Origin of the sequence: Flavisolibacter ginsenosidimutans, assembly GCF_007970805.1 — a bacterium.
GTDB classification, from domain to species: domain Bacteria; phylum Bacteroidota; class Bacteroidia; order Chitinophagales; family Chitinophagaceae; genus Flavisolibacter; species Flavisolibacter ginsenosidimutans.
In genome coordinates, this window is the sequence record NZ_CP042433.1 from 83726 (window position 1) to 110626 (window position 26901).

Genomic DNA, 26901 nt, shown 5'->3' on the forward strand with positions numbered 1-26901 from the left:
AATAGTTAAAGCAGTTCTTGTAATCATTCTTTGGAAACTTCAATACTTTTTTGATGAGCGAAAATCGTTATAAAAAATCAGGAGAACTGCTGGAGAGAGCCAAGAAAGTTTTGGCCGGCGGTGTGTCTTCTGAATTCAGAAAATACAATTATCCCCATGCTTTGTTTTACACGCACGGTAAAGGAAGTCGCGTGTATGATGCGGACGGAAACGAATACCTTGATTTTACGTTGAGCCAGGGGCCTTTGATCCTCGGTCATTCGCATCCGCATGTGTTGAATTGCGTGAACGAATATTCGGAGAACGGGCAACTTTTTGCTGGACAACATTTGCGTGAAATTGAGTTGGCAGAAAAAATCAGTCAACTCATTCCGTCGGCTGAACTCATGCGTTTTTGCCTGGATGGTTCCGAAGCGGTACACACGGCTTTTCGCATTGCCCGCGCAAAAACGGGCCGGCAAAAGTTCCTGCGTTTTGAAGGTCATTACCACGGCTGGTTGGACAATGTGTGTTGGGGACTTTCGGCAAAATCACCCGAAGACCTTGGCAGCAGAGAATCTCCCAATGTGTTTCCATGGACACAGGGTTTGCCGCAAGGCTCAAGAGATGAATTTATTGTTCTGCCTTGGAACGACCTTCAATTGCTTAAAGAAACACTTGCCAAACATCACGATGAAATTGCCGCCATCATCACCGAGCCAGTGATGTGCAACAACGGTTGCATTGTGCCAAACAAAGGTTTCTTGCAGGGCCTTCGAAAACTTTGCGACCAATACGGTATCACGCTCATTCTTGATGAAGTCATTACGGGCTTTCGTTTGTCACTCGGCGGCGCACAACAACACTTCGGCATTACACCCGACCTTTCCATTTTTGCCAAAGCCATCGCCAGTGGTTATCCTTTGAGTGTGATTGCCGGAAAAAGAGAATGGCTAAATCTGTTGGAAGACGGAACGGTAATACAAGCCGGCACCATGAACTCAAGCAACGCAACAGTGGCAGCGGCTCTTGCAACCATTGAAGTCTTAGAAAAAGAAAAGCCGTATGATCGGATGTTCAACCTGGGGCAAAAACTAATGAACGGCTTAAAGCAAATAGCCTTTGAGGCGAATCAGAATTTATTGATTCAAGGGCCCGGTCCGATGTTTCATACGGGCTTTACAAATTTAGAAGCGGTGAAAGATTACCGAGATACGCTTTCCTACGACAAGGCAAAGTTGGGCCGCTTTATTGCCGGCATGCACGACGAAGGCGTTCGCATCATTGGCCGTGGCTTGTGGTACATCAGCGCTGCACACACCGCGAAGGATGTTGAGCAGGCTATTAACACGGCTCGCATTGTTTTGAAAAACATTTAAGTCTTTCTTCTTCATGATAGAAAACAATTCAGATACAAAACCGGTTTTGCTGCTTGGAGATGGAAGTCTTGCGGAGAGCATTGCTTTGTGTTTACTAAAGGCAAATGAAGTTGTTCATTTCTGTACGAGCGATGTTCGAAAAGCAAAAACAACGTTGCTCGAGCAGCTAGCAGAAATGAAGAAGCGGAACAAGGCAGTATCACTTGAACGCCTCAAGTTCTTGTCGTCCTTAGCGTCTGTAAACAACTACAGGTTAGCCGTTGTAATAACCGAAGAAGATGTTTCGAAGAAACAGCAGGTTATAACGGACCTGGCAAGATGTTTACCTGCTGATGCTATCATCGCGATAAATACGGAGAGCATCAGTCTTGAAGCAATTCAGCAAAGCTGTTTGCACCCGGAAAGAATCATTGGACTAAATTGGACCGAGCCTGCGCATACAACCCGCTTTTTAGAGATCATACGAAACAATCAAACGGCTGAAACAGTTCTCGACAAAATAAAAGTGTTGGCAAAAACGTGGAAGAAGGATGCTTACGTTGTTGAAAACTTTGGCGTACGCAGTCGCATGTTAAGCGCCATGGTTCGCGAAGCATTTTACCTCGTTGAAAACGGATATGCCTCCGTTGAAGACATTGACCGTGCTTGCCGTAACGATGCTGGTTATTACTTGCCTTTTGCGGGCAATTGCCGTTACATGGATTTAATGGGCACCTACGCTTACGGGATGGTGATGAAGGATTTGAACCCCGACCTTTCACGGGAGAAAAGGCTTCCCCAATTCTTTGTTGATATTTTGAGCGAAGGAGGCAACGGTATGGAAAACGGCAAAGGCCTTTACAACTACACACCGGAGGAAAAGGCACAGTGGCAGGAAACCTTTCGTGAGTTCAGTTTCCGTATCGAAGAAATCATTGACAAATACCCGTTCAATTACCAGCACAACGGTACACATGCTTAGTCACACATGAAGAAGCTTTTCATTTTTGATGCCCATCTTGATCTTGCCATGAACGCCATTGAATGGAACCGTGACCTTCGGCAACCCTTGACGGAAATCAGGCAGCGTGAAATGCACATGAAGGATAAGCCCGACCGAGGAAAAGGAACGGTGTGTTTGCCAGAGTTGCGCAAAGGAAAAGTCGGTCTAGTAGTGGCTACACAACTGGCCCGTTACACGCCACCGGGCAGTGCCTTGGCCGGTTGGAGTTCGCCGCAGCAGGCATGGGCTATGACGCAAGCGCAACTTGCCTGGTATTGTGAAATGGAAGCGCTGGGCGAGATGGTGCAAATCACAAATGCTGAACAATTGGAAAGTCACTTGGCTTTGTGGGAAGATGAGAAAAAGCCCGATGAAAAGAAACCGATTGGCTATATTCTGAGTTTGGAAGGCGCCGATTCGTTGGTTGATATTTCGTATTTGCACAAGGCTTATGCTCATGGGCTTCGGGCCATTGGTCTTTCGCATTTTGGTCCGGGCCGTTATGCGCCGGGAACGAAGATGGAAGGTGGGCTTACGCCTCTTGGCTTTGAATTATTGAAAGAGATTGAAAAGCTAAACCTGATTGTAGATGTAACGCACTTAACTGACGATGGTTTTGACCAGGTGCTTGACCGTTACAGTGGTCCGGTTTGGGCAAGCCATCACAACGTTCGCAAGATTGTTCCGAACCAGCGACAATTGAACGACGAACAAATAAAACGGTTAATTGAGCGAGGCGCTGTGATTGGCGGGATGCTTGATTGCTGGGCCATGGACGTTCGTTTTATTGATACCGTTTCCGACCCCTGGCAATTGAACATTCGACTGGAAAATTTGATTGACCATTGGGATCATATTTGTCAGCTTGCCGGCAACAGCTTGCACGTTGCAATCGGTAGTGATTTGGATGGAATCTTCGGCACTGAACAATCTCCCTGGAATTTGAATTCGATTGCTGACCTTCAGAAATACGAAGAGCTTTTAGCGAACAGGGGCTATAAGAAAGACGACATTGAAAATATCTTTTCGAAAAACTGGTTACGGTTTTTGCGAAAGGCTTGGAGCTAAGAATGAATGATAAAGATGATTTAAACATGCGCAGTTCGACTTATAAAAAAGTTTCTCATCACTTATTGGCGGGTGCTGGAAAAACGGACATTACGCCGCCGCTTGGTACGTTTATCAACGGCGACTTTGTTACGCATTTTGCCACCTACATCCATGACCCGCTTTACGCAAAAGCTCTGGTAGTGAAAGACGAAAAAACAACCGTTGCGTTTGTGGTAGTGGACATCTGCGTGATGCCGAAAGAACTGGTTGATGCAATTCGTAAGGAGGCTTCAGCTCAAGTCGGAATTCCTGTTGAAAATATTTTGGTGTCTTCAACGCACACACATGCCGCTGGTTCCGTTGCATCGGTGTATTTGTCTGCAGCCGATTTGCTCTACACCAAAAAATTACCCGGCTTGGTTGTGCAAGCGATTGTTGAAGCGCAGAAGAGATTGCGCCCGGCAAAAACAGCTTTCGGGAGTGTTGATGTGCCGCAGCACGTTCGCTGCCGGCGTTATTACATGCAGCCTGGTTACACACCGCAGAATCCCGTTAGTGGTGGAGTTGATGAAGTCAAAACCAATCCAATTGGTTCTGGTGAATTCATCGACCGCCCACGTGCAACGACAGACCCACAGGTAAGTTTTCTTGCCGTGAAAGGTGAAGACGAAGGCTGGATCAGCGTGTTGGCGAATTATTCTTTGCATTACGTTGGCGATTGGGAGAACGGCACCATCTCCGCCGATTATTTCGGCTACTTTGCAAAAACCTTGCAGGAAAAATTAGGCGCAAGTGATGATTTCGTTGGCATCATGAGCAACGGCACCAGCGGCGATGGAAACATTTGGGAATTTGCTGAACCCACACATTATCCAACCGGACATTTTCAAAAGAGTAGCTTAATTGGTAGTGAGATTGCGCAGAAAGTTTCCGTTGCTTTAAAAGAAGCGCAATGGCAGGAAGATTCATCAATCGCCGTTCAATACGACGAAGTTGAAGTAGCGTTACGCAAACCATCGCCGCAAGAATTGGAAGCAGCAAAAGAAATTGTTCGACAAAGCAATTATGAAAACTTAGAGATTGACGATGCCGGTCTTCGCAGTCTTTATGCTCGCGAACAAGTATTGTTGAACGAACTGCCCGATAGTCTTCAATTTCCGTTGCACGCAATAAAAATGGGCAACGGTGTTATCGGAGGCATGGGAGGGGAGATATTTGCAGAAACAGGTTTGTGGTTGAAGGCGCATGCGGGCACAAAGTATTTTACAATTGGTTTAGCAAACGGCAATCAGGGGTATGTGCCGCCGGCCCACGAGTTTGCTGTAGGTGGTTACGAAACCTGGCGCAGCCGCACAAGTAAACTGGCAACAGATGCAGAAGAGATTTTAAGAAAGATGCAATTGGCGTTAATTCAGGAATTGCTTACAGTTCCGTTAAAGCACTAGGCTTCTCTCCTTTTGTTCATCATTCAGAAAAGTCGTCAAAAAAATCCTTTCTTATTTTTTTTAAAATGAAGCGGATCAATAATTGGTACGAAATCGAAAACGTCAGCAAATTAGATTCGCCTTCGCTGGTGGTTTATCCTGAACGGGTGGAGCAAAACATTCAAACCTTGGTAAATGCGGTTGGTGATGCTTCTTTGCTTCGTCCGCACATAAAAACCTGCAAAGCAAAAGAGCCGGTGATGTTGATGATGAAAGCGGGCATCACTAAATTTAAATGTGCCACCATCGCCGAAGCGGAACTGCTCGGGCTGTGCGGTGCAAAGGATGTTTTGCTGGCTTATCAGCCAACGGAAGTTAAGTTGCAGCGGTTCCTTCAACTTCAGCAATTGTTTCCAGAAACAGAATTCTCTTGCCTGGTCGACAACCTTTTATCTGCTTCGCTTTTTTCCGATACAGCTAAAAAAAACCGCATCACTCTTTCTGTATTTCTTGATCTCAACGTTGGTATGAACAGGACCGGCACTGCACCCGACGAAGCTTTGACTTTATTTGAAAAAATTGCCAAGCTGCCCCGCATTCGGTTAAAAGGTTTGCATGCTTACGATGGACACATCAATGAGGTGGATAAAGAAGAGCGACGCGAAATATGTGAACGTTGTTTTGAACCGGTTGAAGCATTGCGGGCAGAACTTGAAAGAAAGGGCTATGGCTTTCCTTTGTTGATTGCGGGAGGCTCGCCGACGATCAAGATTCATTCGATGCGAAGGAACACGGAGGTAAGTCCGGGAACCTTTATCTTTTGGGATTGGAGCTACCGCGAAACCATTCCCGAACAAGCTTTTGTTCCGGCTGCACTCCTTGTCACAAGAATTATTTCGTTGCCGGCAAAGGATAAAATTTGCATTGACCTCGGGCACAAATCCGTTGCGTCTGAAAATGCTTTGGTAAAACGTGTCTTTTTTTTGAACGCTCCCGAACTTCAAGCCGTTTCGCACAGCGAGGAACACATGGTGCTTGCAGTAAAGGAAGGTCATTCCTTCAAAATTGGTGATGTGTTGTATGCGTTGCCGTATCACATTTGCCCGACCGTTGCGCTTTACAAATTGGCCGTTACGAGTAATAAGGGTAGGATAGAAGGCGAATGGGAAATTACAGCAAGAGACCGGCGCATCAGTGCGTAAATACAACGTGAATCGACAAAAAAGTTGTCGGCACTTTGAAAGAGTTTTGCAAAGTGATAAGTGTTGTTGGTACATAAAACAAGTGACCGTAAAATAGACGTTCTACCTTGTGTCGTGCTAACCATTCGTTATTCGTTTTGCAATTATAGATTTTCGTATTTGAGCATCGACAATCTCGTCTGTTGTGATTGATTCCTCGACGCTTCTATTTGAAAAGACCAACAGGCGGCTGGTGTTGTCGTAACCAGATATCATTCTGGTCATTCATTTGATCGGTAGCAAAAATGTTCAATTTCCGTGTTAGCCAACTTTATTTCGTGATTACCAAGCGTGTTTGAGCGTGTTCGTCGTTGGACTTATGCGTTCTGAAGTTCTTAAATCATAAAACTGAAACCATGACAATCACTAATTTTATCGTTCCCCTTAACAAAGTTGGCCTCGAAGACATTGAGTCAGTTGGCGGTAAAAATGCATCGCTGGGCGAAATGATTCAACACCTAACCCATCTCGGCATCAACATTCCAGATGGGTTTGTAATTACTGTTAACGCTTACCGGTATTTTTTAGAAGAAAGTGAAATAGGCCCATCCATCAAACAGTTCATCAAGGAAATTGATTTTAGCAACATCGACTCCTTGCGCAAAGGCGGAAAGAAAATTCGGCAGCTAATTCGTAACACAAGATTTCCCAAAGCATTGGGCGAAGAAATCATACAAGCTTATCTAAAGCTGTCTGCGTTTTATCAATTGCCTGATACAGATGTAGCAGTTCGTTCTTCAGCGACCGCAGAAGATTTGCCGGATGCTTCTTTTGCGGGACAGCAGGAAACCTATCTTAACGTTCGCGGGCCCGGTGCGCTTATCGATGCGGTGCGCAACTGTTTTGCTTCACTTTTCACCGATCGCGCCATCTCTTACCGCGAAACATTTGGTTACGATCATTTCGAAATAGGACTGTCGGTTTGCGTGCAAAAAATGGTTCGCTCTGACTTGGCCAGTTCCGGCGTTGCATTTTCATTGGATACCGAAAGCGGTTTTAAAGATGTAGTTGTCATCAATGGTTCGTACGGTCTGGGTGAAATGATCGTGCAGGGGGCTGTGTCACCGGATGAATTCATTGTGTTTAAACCCACATTAAAAAACGATTGGACGCCGATTATCGAAAAAAAATTAGGCAACAAAAACGTGATGATGGTGTATGGGGATGACCCTGACGAAAAGGTGAGAGTGATCTCTACGGAAAAACACATGCACGAGAAATTTTGTTTGGACGATGCAATGGTTTTAAAGTTGGCGAGTTGGGTTGTTGTCATCGAAAATTATTACGGTCGAAAAAAAGGACACTGGTGTCCGATGGACGTGGAGTGGGCCGTGGATGGAAAAACGCAACAGTTGTTTGTAGTGCAGGCCCGCCCAGAAACTATTCACTCGCAAAAGCGTGACCGCAAGGTGACCGAATACCACATCAATGATGCGGAGAAAGCGGCAAAACTTTTAGCAAAAGGAATTGCGGTCGGAGATAAAATTGCGTCGGGAAATGTAACGATCTTGTACTCGCTGGACACCCGCGTGGCCGAAGGCCACCAGTTTCACGAAGGTGACGTTTTGGTGACGGACATGACCGATCCGGATTGGGAACCCATCATGAAAAAAGCATCGGCCATCATCACCAACAAAGGCGGCCGCACCTGTCACGCAGCCATCGTGGCCAGAGAAATGGGTGTGCCCGCAATTGTGGGTTGCGGCAATGCGACAGCGCTGTTAACGGAAGGGCAATTGGTAACGGCTTCCTGCGCCGAAGGCGACACCGGATACATTTATGACGGTGCCATCAACTATACCAAAACAGAATTCGATCTTGACGACCTGCCACGCGTCAACACTCCGATCATGCTCAACGTGGGTTCGCCCAACATGGCGTTTCAGTTCTCGCATTTGCCAAATCACGGCGTGGGACTGGCCCGGGAAGAGTTCATCATCAACAACTACATACAGGTTCACCCTTTGGCGCTGTTGCGCCATCAATCTTTGAATGATGCGGAGCTTTCGCAAAACATAAAAAAAATCATCCGTGGATTCGATAATGAAGAAGATTATTTTATCAAAAAACTTTCTTACGGGGTTGCAAAAATTGCGGCGGCATTTTACCCAAATAAAGTGATTGTTCGTTTCTCCGATTTCAAAAGCAACGAATATTTCAACCTGCTTGGCGGCAAACATTTCGAACCCGTTGAAGAAAACCCAATGATCGGTTGGCGCGGCGCTTCGCGTTATTATGCGCCCGCATACAAGGAAGCGTTTGGCCTGGAATGCAAAGCCATTCAAAAAGTGCGGCAAGAAATGGGACTTATGAACGTAGTGATGATGGTTCCGTTTTGCAGGACTGTGGAAGAGTTGATCAAGGTGCAGGAAACGATGAAGGAATTTGGGTTAGAAAGGGGAAAGAATGGCCTTGAAATTTATTTGATGGCCGAAGTGCCGTCCAACATTTTGATGGCCGAAGAGTTTGCGCCATACATTGACGGTTTCTCTATTGGTTCAAATGACCTCACACAATTGACACTTGGATTGGACAGGGATTCTTCTCTCGTTTCGCACCTCTACGACGAACGAAATCCGGCCGTGAAAAGGTTGATTAGCCTGTTGATTAAAGTCGCGAAAGAAGCCAATGTAAAAGTGGGGATCTGCGGACAAGGGCCTTCTGATTATCCTGACTTTGCGCAATTCCTTGTTGAACAACACATCGATAGCATTTCGGTTACTCCCGATTCTCTTGTGAAAACGGTAAACGCGATTTATGCAGTAGAACAAAAACTTAGCGAAAAAATTGTTGCGGGCAGTGAATTGCAAATTGAACGGTAGTCACACCTTTTGAGTACAAAGTCTACACCCGATAACTTGTTCAATTGTTACAGACGTTTTTGCATGTTAACCGCAAGTTCCTGAAAACTAAACATGAGGAGACGAAAAGAAGTAGGAAAGTTCCCGATGCGGTTCGAAAAAGCACGACCCTTGTCGGCGCAGACGTGAAACCAATTGGTTTCAAAAACAGTGGGCTCTAAGTTCTACTTCACACTCGTTACTTTGGGTGTAAGTCGTGCATAAAACCATGAGTAAGTTTGGCTGCAGGTTTTTCAGCCAGAACGTTTGCAGCGTGCTGCTCCTACACGGTAAAAAAGTTACCGCACCACGTAACCATAAAACGATAATGGTGCGAACTGATGTTTGCGATCTAACCGGTATTCATCCGGTTAAATGCAGGGTGTCGTACGGATGGTTTTTATGCTGCACTCACAAACTGTTGTTCCGATTCTTGGTTTCCGATTGTCGTACGCCAACGAAAAGTGCAACCACCACTTGTTTACTTCGACCGTGTGGTCCCGTTTGAAAAGGCCAACAAAGAGTATTGCAACTTGCACCCCAAAAATAACAAGCAGTTTTTTATTTTTGGCGATAACAACAGTGCCCGAGACTGCAATCAAATCAGGATGTTCTTTACGTGATAATCGAGCAAGCAAACCTACGTTGTACGAGGTTAGGTTTTGGTGAGGGAAAGAGAGGCAATGTTGTTTCGGAAATTTTTAGTGGGAAGGGGAGCAACCCTGATGCAGGCTGTACAGGATGATATGCTCTTCCACATTCTTGCTTTGTTTCCGAATATTATGACTGGCTTATACTATTTACTAATCATCATCAAGCCCATTTTGGGCAAATGATGAACTTGGTTGTGACGACCCAATTTTTACTGGACGTACCTATTCCCAAGCTAAATTTGTAAAGACAGTTCAATTTGTGTAAAGCTGCGTCTAAGAAATGCGGTTCATTCAAGTTAATCGAGTAAAAAATCGAGGAAAATAAGAAGTAATTCTTTCTCAACTGATTGCGGAGTTGCAACGAGTCCCGTCCAGTCCGCAAATTTAAAAGATAATGCCTTGTAAGCTATTGACTTACAAGGCATTTTTTTATCGGGGTCAACACGCTGTTAAAAATTTTTCAACCTAGCTATATAACCCTCTTTTTTCTGTTTGCAGTAAAATTCATTGTTTGATAGTTAGGCAGAGCTTAGCATAAATTATTTATCAAAGGCTTTTGCGTGCTCTTCCATAATCATCTTTTCATTTAAGCAACTTCCATCCGGCACCAGTAGGTACACAAAAGTTTTGACTGCATTTATTTTACTTTAGCAAAAGTGCTTGCTCAATAAGTAAAATGCCAGCCGGGATGGAGATTATCATGTAGAACCAAGCGTACGTTCCACTACCTTGTAATTAATGGGGACAGGCGCTAAAATCGAAAACAATTTTCTGGTGCTAATTATTTAAGAGATGGGTGATGTTTGCAAACGGGTGTTTACGGTTCTGGTTTTGTATTTATTGTTGACATCAAATGTATTTGGTCAGCCTAAATGCAAAATTGAATACTACTCCACCGAGCAGGGACTTTCTCACCAGGCCGTGACCTGCATGTTAAAAGACCGAGAAGGCTTCATGTGGTTTGGGACGTGGGATGGCATTAACCGATTCGATGGGCATCGTTTCATATCCTATAAATCATCACCGGGTGATCGTTCTCAATTGGGCCACGACCGTATTGACCAAATCGTTGAAGGCAGCAACAACTCTCTTTGGATTCAGGCCTACGATAAAGAAGTTTATCGCTTTGACAAACGAACCGAAGAGTTCCTGCCTTTGTCAAAATTTATTAGCGGCAAGAACGGTCAAAGAGTTGCCTTTACAAAAATTCTGCTTGTCGGTGATGGTTTGGTTTGGCTTCAATCTGTGAGGGACGGAATTTTTTGTGTAAACCAAAACGCGTTGTCGAATGGCGTTTTCTCTTGCTACAAAAAAGGGCTGTCGAGCGATTACAACCTGCCTTCTGAACGAATTAATTTCTTCCACGAAGATGGTGCACGCCAAATTTGGATTGGTACGCCGGAAGGTTTGTGTTGCTTGGTTCCTTCGGCTAAGGGCGAGTACAAGCGTTGCAACTTGGAATTGAACACAACCGTAAAGAATAATTTCAGTGTCTTCGATGAGGGCAAAGACCAACTGTATTTCGGTACGGCGGAAGGTAATCTTGTCGTCTATGACAAGAAAACAAAAACATTTTCCGAACGAAGAATTTCGGGCGGAACGATTAATGGTTTGCAGCGATCGAAGAAAACACCGCTTGTTTATGCGTCAACGTCCGTTGGAGAAATAGTTGCGTTTAATCCGAACGACCAATCATTCATTGTAACAGGTTATCAATCCGCAGAGGCCCTGCATTCTATTTATGAAGACAATTCCGGAACCCTGTGGATAGAGCCCGATAAATTAGGCGTTATCCGCTTTGATCCTGTCAAACGCACTTTCCAGAGTTTTTCGCAAAAGGTTGAAGACCCATACAATTCCATTGGAAATCGCTTTAAGGTTTTTGAAGACAACAGCGGAAAAGTTTGGGTAAACATGCGGGGCGGCGGTTTTGGTTATTACAATCCTGTGACGGCTGCAATGAGCTTCACCGTCAACACGGCCGATCTTGCCGCATTTCGCTTGCCCGAAATCGTGTATAATATTTACTACGATCAGGCCGGCATTCTCTGGCTTCGCGTAAACGGACGCGAGTTGGTAAAAATTATTTTCCAAGGCGATAACTTTCAGCAGCAACTACTCGTCGATCCGGAAGTTTCAATTTTAGATAACGAGATCCGGGGCATTTTTTCGGACAACAAGGCCCGTCTTTGGCTTGGAACAAGAAGCGGACGGTTTTTCGTGTATCAAAACGGGAAAAAGATTTCAGGTCTTTTTGAAAACGAACCGCAAAAAGGCCTGGGGCTTGTGTATTCGATTCTGCAGGACAGTCGCGGAAACGTTTGGATTGGCACAAAAGGGGCTGGTCTTTTTAAAGCCACGCCTTTGAATAAGGAAGAAACAAAATACCGCCTCACGCATTATGAGGCAAATAAGAACAACGTCAATTCGTTAACGGGCAATGAAATTTATTCGTTGTTGGAAGACCGCGTCGGACGAATATGGATTGGAACATTCGACGAAGGACTTTTTCTTGTGCAGAGCGAAGGTGATTCATCAAGATTCGTTCATTCAGGCGACGCATTTAAGGATTATCCGAAAAATACTTTTCGCAAGATCAGGAACATGACAACCGATGGAGCAGGAAACATCTGGATTGGAACAACGGATGGCTTGTTGATCATGAGCGCAGATGAAAATAATTCCTCTGCATACCGCTTTGCAACCTACAGCAAAATACCGGGCGATGTTCAGAGCCTTGGCAACAACAACGTTCAATATGTTTTCCGTGATTCGAAGAACAGAATGTGGCTGGCAACATCGGGTGGTGGTTTTGATTTAGCCGTTGGTTCTTCGCCTTTTCAATCACTAAAGTTTGAGACCTATACAACGAAGGATGGGCTGCCCAATGATTACGCATTGAGCTGTGCCGAAGACAAAAGCGGCAACTTGTGGATTGCGACTGAAAACGGTTTGTCGAAATTCAATCCGGAGGCAAAAACGTTTCGCAACTATGATTCGTACGATGGCTTGCCGAAGGTTGGTTTTTCCGAATCAGCAGCTTGTCCCAGGTTGTCAAACGGGCAATTGATATTTGGTACGACAAAAGGTTATCTCGCCTTTGATCCCGAACGCATTAACGGCACTCGCATTGCGGCCAATATTGCCTTCACGCATTTGCAAATCAACAACGAAGATGCAGGACCTGGGCTAAATCAAACGATCCTGACAAACGGCATCAACTATGCTTCCGAACTGCAATTAAAATACAACCAGAACATCATCAGCATTGACTACGCCATTCTTGATCACCGCGCCGGCAACCGGCAGGAGTTTGCTTATCGTCTTGTGGGCTTTGATACGTTGTGGCACAACGACCGTCAACTTAGAAGAGCAACGTACACCAATCTTCCGCCGGGACATTACGTGTTTGAAGTGAAAAGCCTCAGTACAGATTTATATTCGAATCATCCTTACAAGCGGTTGTCCATTACCATTCTTCCGCCCTGGTGGAAAACATTGTGGGCTTATGTTTTGTATGCGATTCTTGTCATCGTGCTGGCCTATTTCATTTGGCGCTATGCGGTTGCCATGATCCGGTTGCGCAACAAAATTGTTGTTGAACAAAAGCTAGCAGCACTCAAACTGAATTTCTTTACCAACGCCTCGCATGAATTAAGAACGCCGCTTACACTTATTGTCAATCCGCTTGAACAACTGGCAAGAAAAGAAAAGCTTTCTTCCGAAGGTGCATCGTACGTTGACGTTGCCCGAAAGAACGCAGCCCGCATGGTGCGCTTCATCAACCAATTGCTTGACTTGCGAAAGGTTCAAAGTGATAAAGCAACGCTTCGCATTTCAAGGGTTGAGATCGTCAGTTTCGTAAAAAAGGTCACCGATCATTTTACAGAGGCAGCCCGGGGCAAACGAATCAAGTTGGAAGTATCAGCGGGCCAGAAAGAATTGTTTGCATGGGTGGATGCAGAAAAGCTTGACGTTGTTGTTTACAATCTTTTGGGCAATGCCGTAAAATTTACACCCGAAGGAAAAGCGATTCGAATCAACATTCAATCCGATTCGGAAGAGCAAAGCTTTTCCATTTCCGTTTGCGACGAGGGGCCGGGTGTGCCGAAGGAAAATTTGAAAGACATCTTCGAGCTTTTTCACGAAGGGGAAAACTCAAACGTCAGGGAAGCCAAAGGCACCGGCATTGGCCTGGCACTTTCGCAAGAATTCGTTCATCTGCATGGTGGAAAAATTTGGGCAGAGAACAATACGGATGGCGGTTTGACCGTCACGGTTAAGTTGAAATCCGGTTCTGAACATTACAGGTCGAACGAGGTTTCATTCGTTGATGCACCGAAAGCAGCGCCGGCGCACGAAACGCCCATTGAACAACAAATCCTGCCGCAGGGTCATTATCCAACATCGCCGAGAGACGAGCAATCGCCGCTGGTTCTTTTGGTCGAAGACAACGACGAACTCCGTTCTTTTATAAAAGGACAACTCGGTGAGTTCTACCGCGTGGAAACGGCGCAGGACGGCGAAGAAGGTTTGCAAAAGGCATTGGCGCTGCTTCCTGATCTTATCGTGAGCGATATCATGATGTCAAAGATGGACGGCATTCAAATGCTGGATAAACTGAAGAACGACGTAAGCACCAGTCATATTCCCGTGGTGCTGCTGTCGGCAAAATATTCCATCGAAAGCCAGATCGAAGGTTTGAACTACGGTGCCGATTATTACATCACAAAGCCATTTAATAGCGAATTCCTTTTCGCTTCCATCAACAACCTTCTTCGCCAGCGAAGGAAACTTTTCGAGGGCCTGGTCCAAAAAAAGCAGCCTGTTTCCTTAAGCCCCGGCCCTGTTTTGATCACTTCAAAAGACGAGGCTTTCCTAAAAGACGCCATCAAAGTTGTGGAAGAAGGGATGGCCGACGTTGACTTCAATATCGAAACCGTTGCCGAATCAATGGCGATGAGCCGGACGACTTTTTATAAAAAGTTCAAAAGCCTAACCAACCTTGCACCGGTAGAATTTGTCCGCGACATGCGTTTGCAACGGGCGAAGCAATTATTGGAAGGCGGCGGGGCCAATGTTTCTGAAGTGGCCTACGCGGTTGGCTTCAGCAGCCCGAAATATTTCAGCACCTGCTTCAAAGAAAAATACCACGTATCGCCTTCCGATTACGGGAAATCAAAAGCCCTATAATCGTTCAGAAGAGTGCCAGGCTGGCACTCGCTAAGTTTTTGTTTTCCAAAATTGCCAATGCTCCGCTTCGAGTTTAGAAGTTGTAAAATTTTCATTTCACCGCCAATGACGCGGCGATGAACTTTTCCTTCGATGCTTGCTTAAACCTTTCGCAACGCATCGTTTGGTTTTAAAACGATGCTCTTGTTTCCTCGCGGGAAGAAATATTCATTTCCAATTAGATATTCCCACATTCTGTTCGACCACCGCAAAAAAATTGAGTTAAAACATAGAGCATTGGTTTTCAATAGACGATTTTTTGGCTAACCAAAATTTGAACCGTTTCGGTTAATAATTGAACCTCATTTCTTCTTTGGCTAAATAGGTTTGGTTCGTCTTCGTCTGAAGCATTATCGGAATCATCCATTGGAGAAAATGACACGATAATCGGAAGTTGATTGTTGCTTATCCTGCCCCTTCGCATTCCATTGTATCCGCCTTGTAGAACCATTCACTTTTTCACGAAAGTCAAATCCTAAAGCTTCTATATGAAAAGAAAGCTCTGCTTAATCCTGCTATCATTTCTTTGTGTCGCAACGACATTTGGTCAGACGCGAACCGTTTCCGGACGCGTGGTCTCCGACAGTGCAAGTCAGCCCATCAGTGGCGTTTCGGTTACTTTAAAAGGAACCAAAACAACAACGGTTACCGGCAACAACGGAGGGTACAGCATTGCCGTTCCCGATAAGGGTGCGGTGCTGGTTTTTAGTTCGGTTGGGTACAGCGCGAACGAAGTTTCGGTAGGGCAAAGAAGTACGGTAAACGTTACCCTGAACACAGCTTCAAACGCTATGAACGAAGTTGTGGTCATCGGCTACCAGGCCGTTCGTCGTCGTGACCTTCTTGCCTCCGCTTCAACGCTCGGGTCGAAAGACATTAAGGACGTGCCGCTAAACAACACAGCCGAAGTTTTACAAGGCAGGCTGGCCGGGGTTCAAATTACGATGTCGGAAGGCGCACCGGGGGCTGACGCTATCATCAACGTTCGCGGCCGGGGCTCCATCACGCAAACCTCCGAACCCTTGTACGTTGTAGACGGTGTGCCTACGGACAATGCTCTTTCCCTTCTCAATCCCCAGGATATTGAATCTATAAACGTTTTAAAAGATGCCGCATCAACGGCGATCTACGGATCGAGAGGCGCTAACGGGGTTGTGGTAATCACCACCAAAGGCGGACGGAATACGAACGGCAAAACCGTTGTTGCCTACAACGGTTTTGTTGGCGTGCAAAAGCTGGCGCAGGAAATCCCAATGATGAACGCTTACGAATTTGTGCGCTACCAATGGGAGCGTGCCCAATGGCTTGCCGATAGTTCCATCACGCGATACGTTGGTTCAAACTTGAAATGGGATTCGGTGAATTCATTCAAGAACTATCCAACCTATGATTGGCAGGATCGAACTATGGGTGCCAATGCTCTCCAATCTTCGCACAACGTCAGCGTATCAGGCGGCAATGCCAGCACGACGTACAACTTGAGCCTGACGGCAAACAAGCAACAGGGAATTCTGATTAATTCTGATCTTGAGCGCAAGAACCTGAACTTTCGGTTAGACCATAAGGCCAGCGATCGATTCCGCTTTGGTTTCAACACACGTTATACCGATCAACTGGTACGCGGTGCCGGTACGTCTGATGTCGGCGGCGCCGGATCAAACAGGCTTCGTCAATATACTCGCTACAAGCCCTTGATTCTTCCGGGTGAAGAAGAAGATGCGTACGATCCTGTCCTGGATTTGAATAACGCAGGCAATGGTTTCAACGTACTCAATCCCATTTTGCTGGCCAATGCCGAAACGCGGCGGCGGTACAGCACGCAACTAAACTTGAACGGCTATTTTCAATTCAACATTTTAAACAATCTTTCTTTTCGTTCTACCGCAGCGTACAACATTACCCGCACACGCAACCAATCTTTTGATGACACGTTAACCAATAACGCGAAATCCAACAATAAGCAACCGCTGATCTTGTTGAACAATACAGAATCAGTTCAAATCACCAATTCCAACGTTCTTACGTACAGCAACACTTCGTTGTTTAGGAGCAAAAACAGTTTGACGGTTTTGGTAGGACAGGAGATACAGAAGACAACAAACAGTGCTTCGATACAAGACATTCGCTATTTCCCGATTGGCATAACCGCAGATAAAGCGTTCAACAACCTGCAATTGGCTGCTGCCTCTACGGCCGCTTATCCGCAGCCTGTGGCAAGTTCTACGCAGGTACCAACGGCGCTGGCCTCTTTCTTTTCAACGGTTGACTACAACTACGATCAACGCTACCTTGCCAAGTTCACCTTCCGTGCTGACGGTACTTCCATCTTCAGCCAGAAGAATACCTGGGGCTATTTTCCATCGGGTGCATTGGCGTGGAGAATAAGCCGTGAGAAATTTTTCTCCAGCAAATCTATCAGTGATTTGAAGCTTCGCTTTTCTTACGGAACGTCGGGCAACAACCGTATAACCCCGTTCTCTTACCGCACGCAATACACAGCGCCTTCGAACGTCGGTTATGGCCTGAACGGTGCGTTGGTGGGTGTGTTTACGCCGTCAAACCTTGGCAATGAAAATTTGAAATGGGAAAGCCAGGTTGCCCAAAACCTCGGTCTTGATGTTACACTTTTCAAAGGACGGTTAACAGCAACGGTTGACGCTTATTCCAACAAGTCAAAAGATTTGTTGCTGAACCAAACCATTCCTTCATCTACGGGATACACAACGCAGTTTCAAAACATTGGTGCCACGCAAAACCGCGGCGTTGAATTGCAACTGTCCGGAATCATCGTCAGCAAAAAAGATTTTAGTTATTCTGCCAACTTCAACATCTCTTTCAACAAAAACCGCATTACGTCTCTCGGTCCAAACACGCAAATCCTGCGCAACTCGGGCTGGTTCAGCGGCAGCAATTTTCCCGCAGATTACGTACTGCGTGTAGGCGAAGAAGTGGGGGCGATGTACGGTTACGTGAACGATGGTTTTTACACGATGAATGACTTCACGGCTTCGCCTTTCTCCAACGCAAACTATCCGCAGTACAATACGCAGTACATGTTAAAAAAAGGCGTGGTGAATGCTGCAAGCATTTTGGCAAATCCCTTGCAACCCGGCTCGCCGAAGTTTAAAGATTTGAACGGTGACGGAAAGATCGATCCGGACAACGACCGCACGATCATTGGTCACGCACAACCGAAGTTTTACGGTGGCTTTGGCCAAACGCTTACGTACAAAGGATTTGATTTGAGTGTGTTTGCCAACTTTGTTTACGGTAACGATGTGTTCAACGCCAACAAACTTGAATACGGCAGTGCTTATGGTTCGCAAGTGAACATGCTGAAGCTTGACAACGACCGCTGGCAAATGATTGACAACAACGGGAACTCCATTCAGAAAGTCGTGACCATTTCTGGTACGCAATACATTTTGGGTGTGGATTCAACGACAATGGCGGGTGTAAACAGCAACGCAAAAATTTGGTTCCCGTCTACAAGCGTTAACGGCTTTTATTCGCAGAGCTATGCGGTGGAAAAAGGTTCTTACATCCGCATCAGCAACGTAACCCTTGGTTACAATTTGCCGAAGTCTTTGATTTCAAAAATCAAGATATCTAGCTTCCGTATTTATGCGACGGTCAATAACCTGGCTACCATCACCGGTTACACAGGTTACGATCCGGATGCAAGCACAAGACGTTCAGATCCCACAACACCCGGCGTTGATTATGCGGCTTATCCAAGAGCCAGAACCTACGTGGCCGGTGTAAACGTTACTTTTTAATTCTTCATCTACCCAACTCGTTTATAAAATGAAAAAGACGATTGTTAAACTCACGATGACGACAGCTTTTGTCGTGCTGGCCAGTGCCGCTTTTGTATCGTGTAAAAAATTTCTTGCGCCGGAAGCCATTTCTTCCTTCGATACCGAATACGTTTTCAACAACATTCCCAATGCCCGCAAAGCTTTGCTGGGTGCGTATAATTCCTTGTTGGGCGATTACGGCTACGGCATCCGCATCAGCGGTTATTGGCCGTACGACAGCGATGAAATGCAAAAGGGAACAAACCCGCCAACAACCGATGAAGGACAACTCTTGGCGAAATACCTTGGCATTCCGAGTAACCTGCAAATCACCAATCCGTTCAATCAAATGTACCAGGGTATTGAGCGGGCCAATTTGTGCATTTACAACATTCCAAAGATGGAATTGTATTCCGCCAACGGCTCTGTGCAGCAAGCGCAATTAAAACGCATGTACGGTGAAGCCCTGGTGCTTCGTGCGCAATTTTATTATGAGTTGTGCCGCAATTTTGGTGACGTGCCTGCGCAGTGGGGACCTTCGCAAAACGAAACAAATTTGTACAAAACACGAACAAGCGTTGATTCGATTTACGACCATTTGATCAGTGACCTGGCTTTGGCACAAACGCTCATGCCGTGGCGAACAGAAGTTGGAAACATTGGGGATCCCGTTGACCAACGCTTTACAAAAGGAACGGCCAAAGCACTGCGGGCAAAGATTGCGTTGGCAAGAGGCGGTTATAAATTGCCTGTAACCGGCGGTCAAATGGTTCGGCCGTCAAACTATTTGGACTTCTATAAAATTGCGCACGACGAATGCGCCGAGATCATTGCCAATCCGAACCAGCATTCTTTGTTGCCTTCGTACAAAAGTCTTTTCAAAGATTATTTGCTGGCGCACAACACCAACGATCCCGCCGGTGAATTTATGATGGTGGCGTCAATGGCATTCGGCACAAACTCCGATAGCAAATTGGGCATTCAAACCGGCACAAGAGTGAACGGTGTTGGCGGTGGCGGCGTGAACATTTTGCCCAACTACTTTTACATGTTCGATTCAACCGACGTTCGCAGAGACGTGACTTGCGTGCCGTACGAGGTGACGTTTGATACCATTAAAACCGGTCACGCGATGAACGCTATTTACGACGGGAAGTTTCGCAAGGAATGGGTGAGCAATCCAGGCTTTGTGTTCAGCGCAGGCAATTCCTCAACGTCAAGCCGGCCAGCAACAAACAACAGTTTGCAGAACATGGAATTGAGCTGGCCGCTCATTCGTTTTGCCGATGTGTTGTTGTGGTATGCCGAAACAGAGAATGAATTGAACAACGGACCAACCGCTGCTGCCATCAGCGCTGTAAGCCAAATAAATTTGCGAGGCCACGGTGGCGCTTACAAGGAAACACCGCCGGTGATTCCAACCACAAAAGATGCGTTCTTTAAATTTCTGGTGAAAGAAAGAATGCTCGAATTTGGCGACGAAGGCATTCGCAAATATGACTTGCTTCGCTGGAATTTATTGGGTACGGCCATCACCGAAACAAGGGCAAGACTAACGGCCTGGGCCAACGCAACCGCAACTTCGCATCCGCCTTTTGCGCTTTACAGTTACATGGAAGACGGTCCGCTGTATGCAAGAGATGCGACGCAATTACCAACGTACTTGTATTTTGTTACGAAGCCCGCGAAGTCTGATGTGGATGCGTTCAATCCCTTCCTGAATTCGTTTTATAAACCCAGTTCAACGGCCAATGCGCCAACCGGCCAAACAAGAGTGAACTGGTGGTTGGGTGGAAGCGGTCAGCTAACCTTTGCAAATTCCTTTGCCATGGGCTTTACGGCCGGCAAGACTGAGCTAATGCCGATTCCGCAAACGCAGCGTGATGTAAACCCGAACCTTTCACAGAACGCAGGTTATTAAACAATCAGATTTTTCTTTCATATACAAGCAAATAAATCTTTGTGTCCGTTCCTCCTGTTCTCAGGAGGAACTACCAAAGATTTTTTCGTCAATCTTACTTTAGTTAGCGTTTTAAAAAAAATGGATGGACAATAGAAAATACAGGAAGCTGCTGTATTTGGTTGCGGCCGTTTTAGTTTTTGTAGGCGACTTGCAGGCACAGCCAAATCAAAATTTAAAGCTTTGGTACGACAAGCCCGCCGCCAACTGGAACGAAGCCCTGCCTATCGGCAACGGACGCCTGGCCGCGATGGTGTTTGGAACAGTTGGAACCGAACGATTGCAAGTGAACGAAGAAACTGTATGGGCCGGTGAACCCGGTAACAACATTTTCGAAGGTACTTTCGATAGCATTCAGGCGATCAGAAAATTATTATTTGAAGGAGCGTACAAAGAAGCGCAAGACCTCTCCAACCGAACCTTTCCGCGCAGCGCACCAAAGAACAACAACTACGGCATGCAATACCAGCCCGTAGGCAATTTGTTGATTCATTTTCCAGGAGGAGAAACGGCGACGAATTACTATCGTGATTTAGATATTCAAAATGCGGTTGCATCGGTAACTTATACAGCAAACGGTGTTGCGTTCAAACGCGAAATGTTTGCATCGCTATCCGATGGCGTTATCATTATTCGATTAACAGCCGACAAGCCGAAAAGCATTACGTGTACATTATCGGCAAATAGTCCGCATAAAATCAACGGTGTAAAAACAAATAGCAATCAACTTATTTTAACCGGCATAACAAGCGACGTTGACAACAAAAAAGGAAGAGTAAAATTTGAAGCGCAGGTTCAACCGAAAATTGAGGGCGGAAAAGTAACGGCAACTGATACAAGTCTTGTTATTACCAGTGCCGATGCGGCAACAATCTACGTCAGCATTGGCACCAACGTAAAATCGTACAAGGACATTAGCGGCAACCCGTCGGCAAAAGCGGCTGGCTTTCTTGCAAAAGCCATGACCAAAAATTATGAGGCCGCAAAAGAAGCGCACAGCAAAAGTTATCAATCTTATTTCAATCGTGTTTCACTCGATCTTGGCAGCAACGAACAAACAAAGAAGCCAACCAACGTTCGCATTGCTGAATTCAATTCGACACCCGATCCGCAACTCGTTTCGCTCTACTTTCAATTTGGTCGTTACTTGATGATATCTGGTTCGCAACCGGGTACGCAACCAACAAATCTGCAAGGCAAATGGAACGACAAATTAAATCCGCCGTGGGACAGCAAATACACCATCAACATCAACACCGAAATGAACTATTGGCCGGCAGAGGTTACTAATCTTTCCGAACTGCACCAGCCTTTGTTCGACATGATAAAAGACCTGTCGGTAACGGGTAAAGAAAGCGCTTCAAAAATGTATCATGCCCGCGGTTGGAATGCGCACCACAATACGGACTTGTGGCGCATTACCGGGCCGGTTGACGGTGGCTTTTACGGCATGTGGCCGATGGGCGGTGCGTGGCTCACACAACATTTGTGGTATCATTATCTCTTTACCGGCGACAAAGAATTTCTAAAAGACGTTTATCCGGTTTTAAAAGGCATTGCAACCTTTTACGACGATGTGTTGCAGGAAGAACCAACACACAAATGGTTGGTTGTGGCACCGTCCATGTCGCCGGAGAATACCTATCAAAGCGGTGTTGGTATAAGTGCCGGCACAACAATGGACAACCAATTGGTATTTGACGTTTTCTCCAACGCCATCAAAGCCGCAACAATCTTGAATACCGACAAACTGTTTGCCGATACGTTGAAAACGAAATTGGCAAAGCTGCCGCCGATGCAAATTGGTCAGTACGGACAATTGCAGGAGTGGTTGCAGGATTGGGATAATCCGAAAAGTACGCACCGGCATATTTCGCATTTGTACGGACTCTTTCCGAGCAATCAAATTTCGCCTTATCAAAATCCAGAATTGTTTGACGCGGCGAGAACATCATTGATTAATCGCGGTGATAAATCAACCGGCTGGAGCATGGGCTGGAAAGTAAACTGGTGGGCAAGACTGCTCGACGGCAATCATGCGTACAAATTAATTTCCGATCAGCTCTCGCCTGCACCGCAAGAAACATCGGGGCAAAACGGCGGCACGTATCCAAACTTGTTTGATGCGCACCCGCCTTTTCAGATTGACGGCAACTTTGGTTGCACATCGGGCATTGCGGAAATGTTGTTGCAATCGCACGACGGCGCTATTCATTTGTTGCCTGCCTTGCCGGATGTTTGGGCAAGTGGAAGCGTGAAAGGTTTGGTTGCACGCGGTGGTTTTGTGATAGACATGAGTTGGAAGAACAAGCAGGTTACAACGTTGAAGATTATGTCAAAAAATGGCGGTAATTGCAGAATAAGAGTGTATGAAGAATTGAAGCCTGATGCTAACAAATTGATGAAAGCAAAAGGCGTGAATGCAAATCCGTTTTATGCAATTGCAGAAGTGAAGAAACCATTGGTATCAGCAAAAGCAAAATTACAACCGGTGAATTTGCTGAGGGTATATGAATACGACGTTCCGACCACGCCGGGACAAGTGCTCTCGTTCAATTTTGCGCCAGTAAAAACAGAGGCAGGAGCTGCGAGATAATGATTCGTAAATAGCTAAACTTTTCCATTGAACAGTCCTTATTTGTATTTGAAATATCTGGGTGTTGCATTCGTCTTGTGTTTCCAACTTGCCGCCTTTGCACAGGGGGCGCAAACCTCGCCGGAGAAATATGCGGAGTTCATTCCGTTGTACCCGAAAGGCAAAATGCCGAACACAAAAGGCATGAATTTAAAAGACAGCATTGCGGCCGAACGCATCTATCGCGTGGGCACACCGGGCATGTATGCTTTCTTTCCGTCAGCCAGTGAAAACAAAGGCGCAGCGGTGGTGATTTGTCCGGGCGGCGGTTACGAACGGTTGGCTTACGTCATCAGCGGAACGCAGCTGGCAAAATGGTTTAACACGATGGGCATCAGTGCGTTTGTTTTGAACTACCGGCTGCCCAATTCGCCTGATTTGAAACAAAGAGAAATTGGTCCCTTGCAAGATGCACAACGGGCCATAAAGATCATTCGTGCAGGTGCGGGCAAGTGGGGACTAAAGGGAGATAAAATCGGCGTACAGGGTTCGTCTGCGGGTGGGCATTTGGCAAGTCTTGTCGGCACGGTTGACAAAGATTATTCGGCCATCGGTGATTCGCTAAACAACGTTTCGTTTCATCCAAATTTCATGATCCTTGTTTCGCCGGTAATTGACTTAGGAACCTATGCCCATGCGGGCAGCCGCAAGAATTTACTGGGAGAAAAGCCATCGCAGGAGTTAATTGATCGGTACTCAACGCAAAACCTTGTTACGGCCACAACGCCGCCCGCTTTTATGGCCGGTGCGTTTAACGACAACGCGGTGCCGCCGATGAACAGCCTGTTGTTTTACAAATCCATGCTTGAACACAAAGTGTCGTGCAGCCTGCACGTGTTTCCACAGGGCGGTCATGCCATTGCGCTTCGCAACAATCCGGCTCAACCGAGCAATGGACAACGTTGTGCGAAGCGTGGCTGATTGAGATGGGCTTTATTCCGCAAACCGTCGGCAAGTAGTGAGCAACCGTTTATTCAATCAAGAATCATGATAAAAAATTTTATCGCTTGCATTGTGTCTTCTGTTGCAATGATATCTGCAACAGCGCAATCAACAGCAGCCAAGTTTTCCTGGACGAATCTTCCCACAATCACCGAACCCGTTTTTAAAAAGGACACGTTCAACGTTCTTCGCTACGGTGCGGTGGCCGATGGATTGACCTTGAACACCACGAGCATCAGCAAAGCCATTGATGATTGCAGCGCAAGAGGCGGCGGCGTTGTTTTGGTTCCGGGTGGCTTGTGGTTAACGGGGCCAATTGAAATGAAGAGCAACGTCAATCTTCACGTGGTTCGCGATGCGGTGCTCCTGTTTACGACTGATTTCAACCAATACAAATTAATCGAGGGCAATTTCGAAGGCTCGCGTTCGGCAAGAAACCAATCGCCGATTGGAGGAACAAACCTGGAGAACATTGCCATCTCCGGCCGCGGCGTGATTGACGGCAACGGCGATGCATGGCGCATGGTTGGAAGAGATCGTTTAACCGAAGCCGAATGGAAACGAAAAGTGGCTTCGGGTGGATTGGTGAGCAGCGATGGAAGAACTTGGTTTCCATCGGCCAAAACAAAATTGGCCTTCGAACAAAAACGAAACGCAACGCTTCAGCCGGGACAAACCTTAAAAGACTTCGACGACATCAAAGACTATCTACGACCGAATCTTCTTGTTCTAGCCAATTGCAAAAAAGTTTTACTCGAAGGAGTGACATTTCAAAACTCACCAGCCTGGTGTTTGCATCCTTTGCTGTGCGAAGACTTAACCGTTCGGGCCGTGCAGGTAAAAAATCCCGATTATGCGCAAAACGGCGACGGCATTGACGTAGAGAGTTGCAAGAACGTTTTGATTGAAGGCAGCACCTTCGATTGCGGTGACGACGGCATTTGTATAAAATCGGGTCGTGATGAAGAAGGTAGGAAACGCGGCAAACCAACGGAGAACGTTATCATCCGAAACAACCTCGTTTACAAAGCACACGGCGGCTTTGTAATTGGTTCGGAAATGAGCGGCGGTGCACGAAACGTTTTTGTGTATGATTGTTCGTTTATGGGTACGGACATTGGCCTTCGTTTTAAAACGGCAAGGGGCAGGGGAGGCGTTGTTGAAAATATTTACGTGAAAAACATTCGCATGAAAGACATTGTGCACGACGCAGTGTTTTTCGACATGTATTATTTTATGAAGCCGCCTGCGGCGAATGAAAAGATTGTTGTTCCGACAGTCACGGAAGCCACACCGCAGTTTCAAAATTTTTATATCAGCAACGTTGTTTGCAACGGTGCGGAACGCGGTTTGTTTATCCGCGGTTTGCCGGAGATGAGTGTTAAAAATATTTACCTGGACAACTTGGTATTGAAGACCGCAAAAGGTGCGGAGATCATTGAAGCAGACGGCATTCACTTGAACAACGTGCAGTTGTTTAGCCAAACAACAAAGCCGGTTATTTACGTGGAGAACAGCAATCATCTTGAATTGAACGGTATTCGATACACAGCCAACCCAGAGCGCTTGCTAAGTGTGAACGGCGAGAAAAGCGGAAACATTGTTGTGACCAACACAGCGTCTTCAAACAATCCGAACATGGTTGAATTTAACCACGGCGCCAACGCAACGATGGTCACTGCCAAATAGCTTGCATCGCTATTTAAATAGAACGAAAAGTCAATATGAAATACACCCTATCTCTTTTTTTATGCGTATGGTTTTTGACGCAAACGGTTTTTGGACAGGCGCAAAAACTTGTTGTTGCGCAGGACGGTAGTGGCAATTATAGAACCGTTCAGCAAGCCATTGACGCCGTAAAGGATTTCAGCAAGTTTGAAACAATCATCTTTATCAGGAACGGTGTTTACAAAGAGAAGCTGCGTTTGCCCGAATCAAAAACAAACGTTCATTTCATCGGTGAAAGCGTAGAGAAAACGATTCTCACGTACGATGATTACGCTTCCAAAAAAGACAGCGCCGGCAAGGACATTGGCACATCGGGTTCTGCCAGCTTTTTCATTTTTGGTTCTGACTTCAGTGCAGAGAATATAACCTTCGAAAATTCATCGGGTCCTGTTGGGCAAGCCGTTGCAGTACGCGTTACCGGCGACCGGGCAAAGTTTATCAATTGCCGCTTCCTTGGGTTTCAGGACACGCTGTATACACACGGCACGGACAGTCGTCAATACTATTTCAAGTGCTATATTGAAGGAACGGTTGATTTTATTTTTGGCTCGTCAACCTGCCTGTTTGATAGCTGCACGCTTTACGGCAAAAGCAGCGGATTTTTCACGGCGGCATCAACCCTGCAAGACAAAAAATACGGTTATGTTTTTCGTCACTGCAACTTAACGGGCGGTGCTCCCGCGGGTTCTTATTTTTTGGGACGGCCGTGGCGGCCGTACGCGAAAGTTGTTTTTATTGATTGCAATCTTGGCAATTTGGTAAACCCAAAAGGCTGGCACAATTGGGACAAAAAGGAAAATGAACAAACCGCTTTTTATGCGGAGTTTGGTAATCACGGCGAAGGCTCTTCAACTGCGAACCGCGTACCATGGTCGCATCAATTAACGGCGGATGAAGCGAAAGAATATACCGTCACAAATATTTTGTCGGTTGGAATCTTATTTCAACCCGACACTAAGGGACAAAATTAAAACGGTCGTGTTTGACAACGCTTTTTTTGTCTAGAAAGAGAGAATCTGATTTTTACCCACCAGTCACAACAATGTTCTACAAGTA

The 26901-nt window shown here is 46.1% G+C and carries 13 protein-coding genes; all 13 read left to right on the forward strand.

Features of this window, described 5'->3' with window-relative positions; all coding sequences use genetic code 11:
- The first annotated feature begins 53 nt into the window (after positions 1-53).
- The 13 genes from FSB75_RS00310 to FSB75_RS00370 all read left to right on the forward strand — a co-directional run bounded on the left by FSB75_RS00310 (position 54) and on the right by FSB75_RS00370 (position 26816).
- Complete coding sequence (locus tag FSB75_RS00310) at positions 54-1358, forward strand: aspartate aminotransferase family protein (RefSeq protein WP_146781307.1); 1305 nt, start codon at positions 54-56, stop codon at positions 1356-1358.
- 13 nt (positions 1359-1371) lie between these two features.
- On the forward strand, positions 1372-2319 hold the full coding sequence (locus tag FSB75_RS00315) for a 3-hydroxyacyl-CoA dehydrogenase family protein (RefSeq protein WP_146781309.1): 948 nt from the start codon (positions 1372-1374) through the stop codon (positions 2317-2319).
- A gap of 6 nt (positions 2320-2325) precedes the next feature.
- Positions 2326-3408 carry a dipeptidase gene (locus FSB75_RS00320; RefSeq protein WP_146781311.1) on the forward strand — a complete coding sequence of 361 codons (1083 nt, stop codon included), beginning with the start codon at positions 2326-2328 and terminating at the stop codon, positions 3406-3408.
- Positions 3409-3410: 2 nt separating this feature from the next.
- A complete protein-coding gene (locus tag FSB75_RS00325) occupies positions 3411-4835 on the forward strand; it encodes a neutral/alkaline non-lysosomal ceramidase N-terminal domain-containing protein (RefSeq protein WP_227990718.1) in 1425 nt (474 codons plus the stop codon).
- Between the two features lie 65 nt (positions 4836-4900).
- Complete coding sequence (locus tag FSB75_RS00330) at positions 4901-6016, forward strand: D-TA family PLP-dependent enzyme (RefSeq protein ID WP_146781313.1); 1116 nt, start codon at positions 4901-4903, stop codon at positions 6014-6016.
- Positions 6017-6411: 395 nt separating this feature from the next.
- Positions 6412-8877 (forward strand): phosphoenolpyruvate synthase, encoded by a 2466-nt coding sequence (gene ppsA, locus FSB75_RS00335; RefSeq protein ID WP_146781315.1) that lies wholly within the window; start codon positions 6412-6414, stop codon positions 8875-8877.
- Between the two features lie 1463 nt (positions 8878-10340).
- Positions 10341-14741 (forward strand): hybrid sensor histidine kinase/response regulator transcription factor, encoded by a 4401-nt coding sequence (locus FSB75_RS00340; protein WP_146781317.1) that lies wholly within the window; start codon positions 10341-10343, stop codon positions 14739-14741.
- Positions 14742-15268: 527 nt separating this feature from the next.
- Entirely contained in the window at positions 15269-18559 is a 3291-nt protein-coding gene (locus FSB75_RS00345) for a SusC/RagA family TonB-linked outer membrane protein (RefSeq protein WP_146781319.1), read from the forward strand.
- 28 nt (positions 18560-18587) lie between these two features.
- On the forward strand, positions 18588-20501 hold the full coding sequence (locus FSB75_RS00350; RefSeq protein ID WP_227990719.1) for a RagB/SusD family nutrient uptake outer membrane protein: 1914 nt from the start codon (positions 18588-18590) through the stop codon (positions 20499-20501).
- Positions 20502-20625: 124 nt separating this feature from the next.
- Positions 20626-23136, forward strand: a complete 2511-nt coding sequence (locus tag FSB75_RS00355) for a glycoside hydrolase family 95 protein (protein WP_146781321.1) — start codon at positions 20626-20628, stop codon at positions 23134-23136.
- A gap of 27 nt (positions 23137-23163) precedes the next feature.
- Positions 23164-24096, forward strand: a complete 933-nt coding sequence (locus FSB75_RS00360; protein ID WP_227990721.1) for an alpha/beta hydrolase — start codon at positions 23164-23166, stop codon at positions 24094-24096.
- 66 nt (positions 24097-24162) lie between these two features.
- Positions 24163-25806: a glycoside hydrolase family 28 protein gene (locus FSB75_RS00365; RefSeq protein ID WP_146781322.1), complete on the forward strand. Its 1644-nt coding sequence runs from the start codon at positions 24163-24165 to the stop codon at positions 25804-25806.
- 35 nt (positions 25807-25841) lie between these two features.
- Positions 25842-26816 carry a pectinesterase family protein gene (locus FSB75_RS00370; RefSeq protein WP_146781323.1) on the forward strand — a complete coding sequence of 325 codons (975 nt, stop codon included), beginning with the start codon at positions 25842-25844 and terminating at the stop codon, positions 26814-26816.
- The last annotated feature ends 85 nt before the right edge of the window (positions 26817-26901 follow it).

Bases quoted from the DNA above. Each gene is read 5' to 3' on its own strand.
- FSB75_RS00310 (WP_146781307.1), top strand. From the start codon at position 54: ATGAGCGAAAATCGTTATAAAAAATCAGGAGAACTGCTGGAGAGAGCC.
- FSB75_RS00315 (WP_146781309.1), top strand. From the start codon at position 1,372: ATGATAGAAAACAATTCAGATACAAAACCGGTTTTGCTGCTTGGAGAT.
- FSB75_RS00320 (WP_146781311.1), top strand. From the start codon at position 2,326: ATGAAGAAGCTTTTCATTTTTGATGCCCATCTTGATCTTGCCATGAAC.
- FSB75_RS00325 (WP_227990718.1), top strand. From the start codon at position 3,411: ATGAATGATAAAGATGATTTAAACATGCGCAGTTCGACTTATAAAAAA.
- FSB75_RS00330 (WP_146781313.1), top strand. From the start codon at position 4,901: ATGAAGCGGATCAATAATTGGTACGAAATCGAAAACGTCAGCAAATTA.
- ppsA (WP_146781315.1), top strand. From the start codon at position 6,412: ATGACAATCACTAATTTTATCGTTCCCCTTAACAAAGTTGGCCTCGAA.
- FSB75_RS00340 (WP_146781317.1), top strand. From the start codon at position 10,341: ATGGGTGATGTTTGCAAACGGGTGTTTACGGTTCTGGTTTTGTATTTA.
- FSB75_RS00345 (WP_146781319.1), top strand. From the start codon at position 15,269: ATGAAAAGAAAGCTCTGCTTAATCCTGCTATCATTTCTTTGTGTCGCA.
- FSB75_RS00350 (WP_227990719.1), top strand. From the start codon at position 18,588: ATGAAAAAGACGATTGTTAAACTCACGATGACGACAGCTTTTGTCGTG.
- FSB75_RS00355 (WP_146781321.1), top strand. From the start codon at position 20,626: ATGGACAATAGAAAATACAGGAAGCTGCTGTATTTGGTTGCGGCCGTT.
- FSB75_RS00365 (WP_146781322.1), top strand. From the start codon at position 24,163: ATGATAAAAAATTTTATCGCTTGCATTGTGTCTTCTGTTGCAATGATA.
- FSB75_RS00370 (WP_146781323.1), top strand. From the start codon at position 25,842: ATGAAATACACCCTATCTCTTTTTTTATGCGTATGGTTTTTGACGCAA.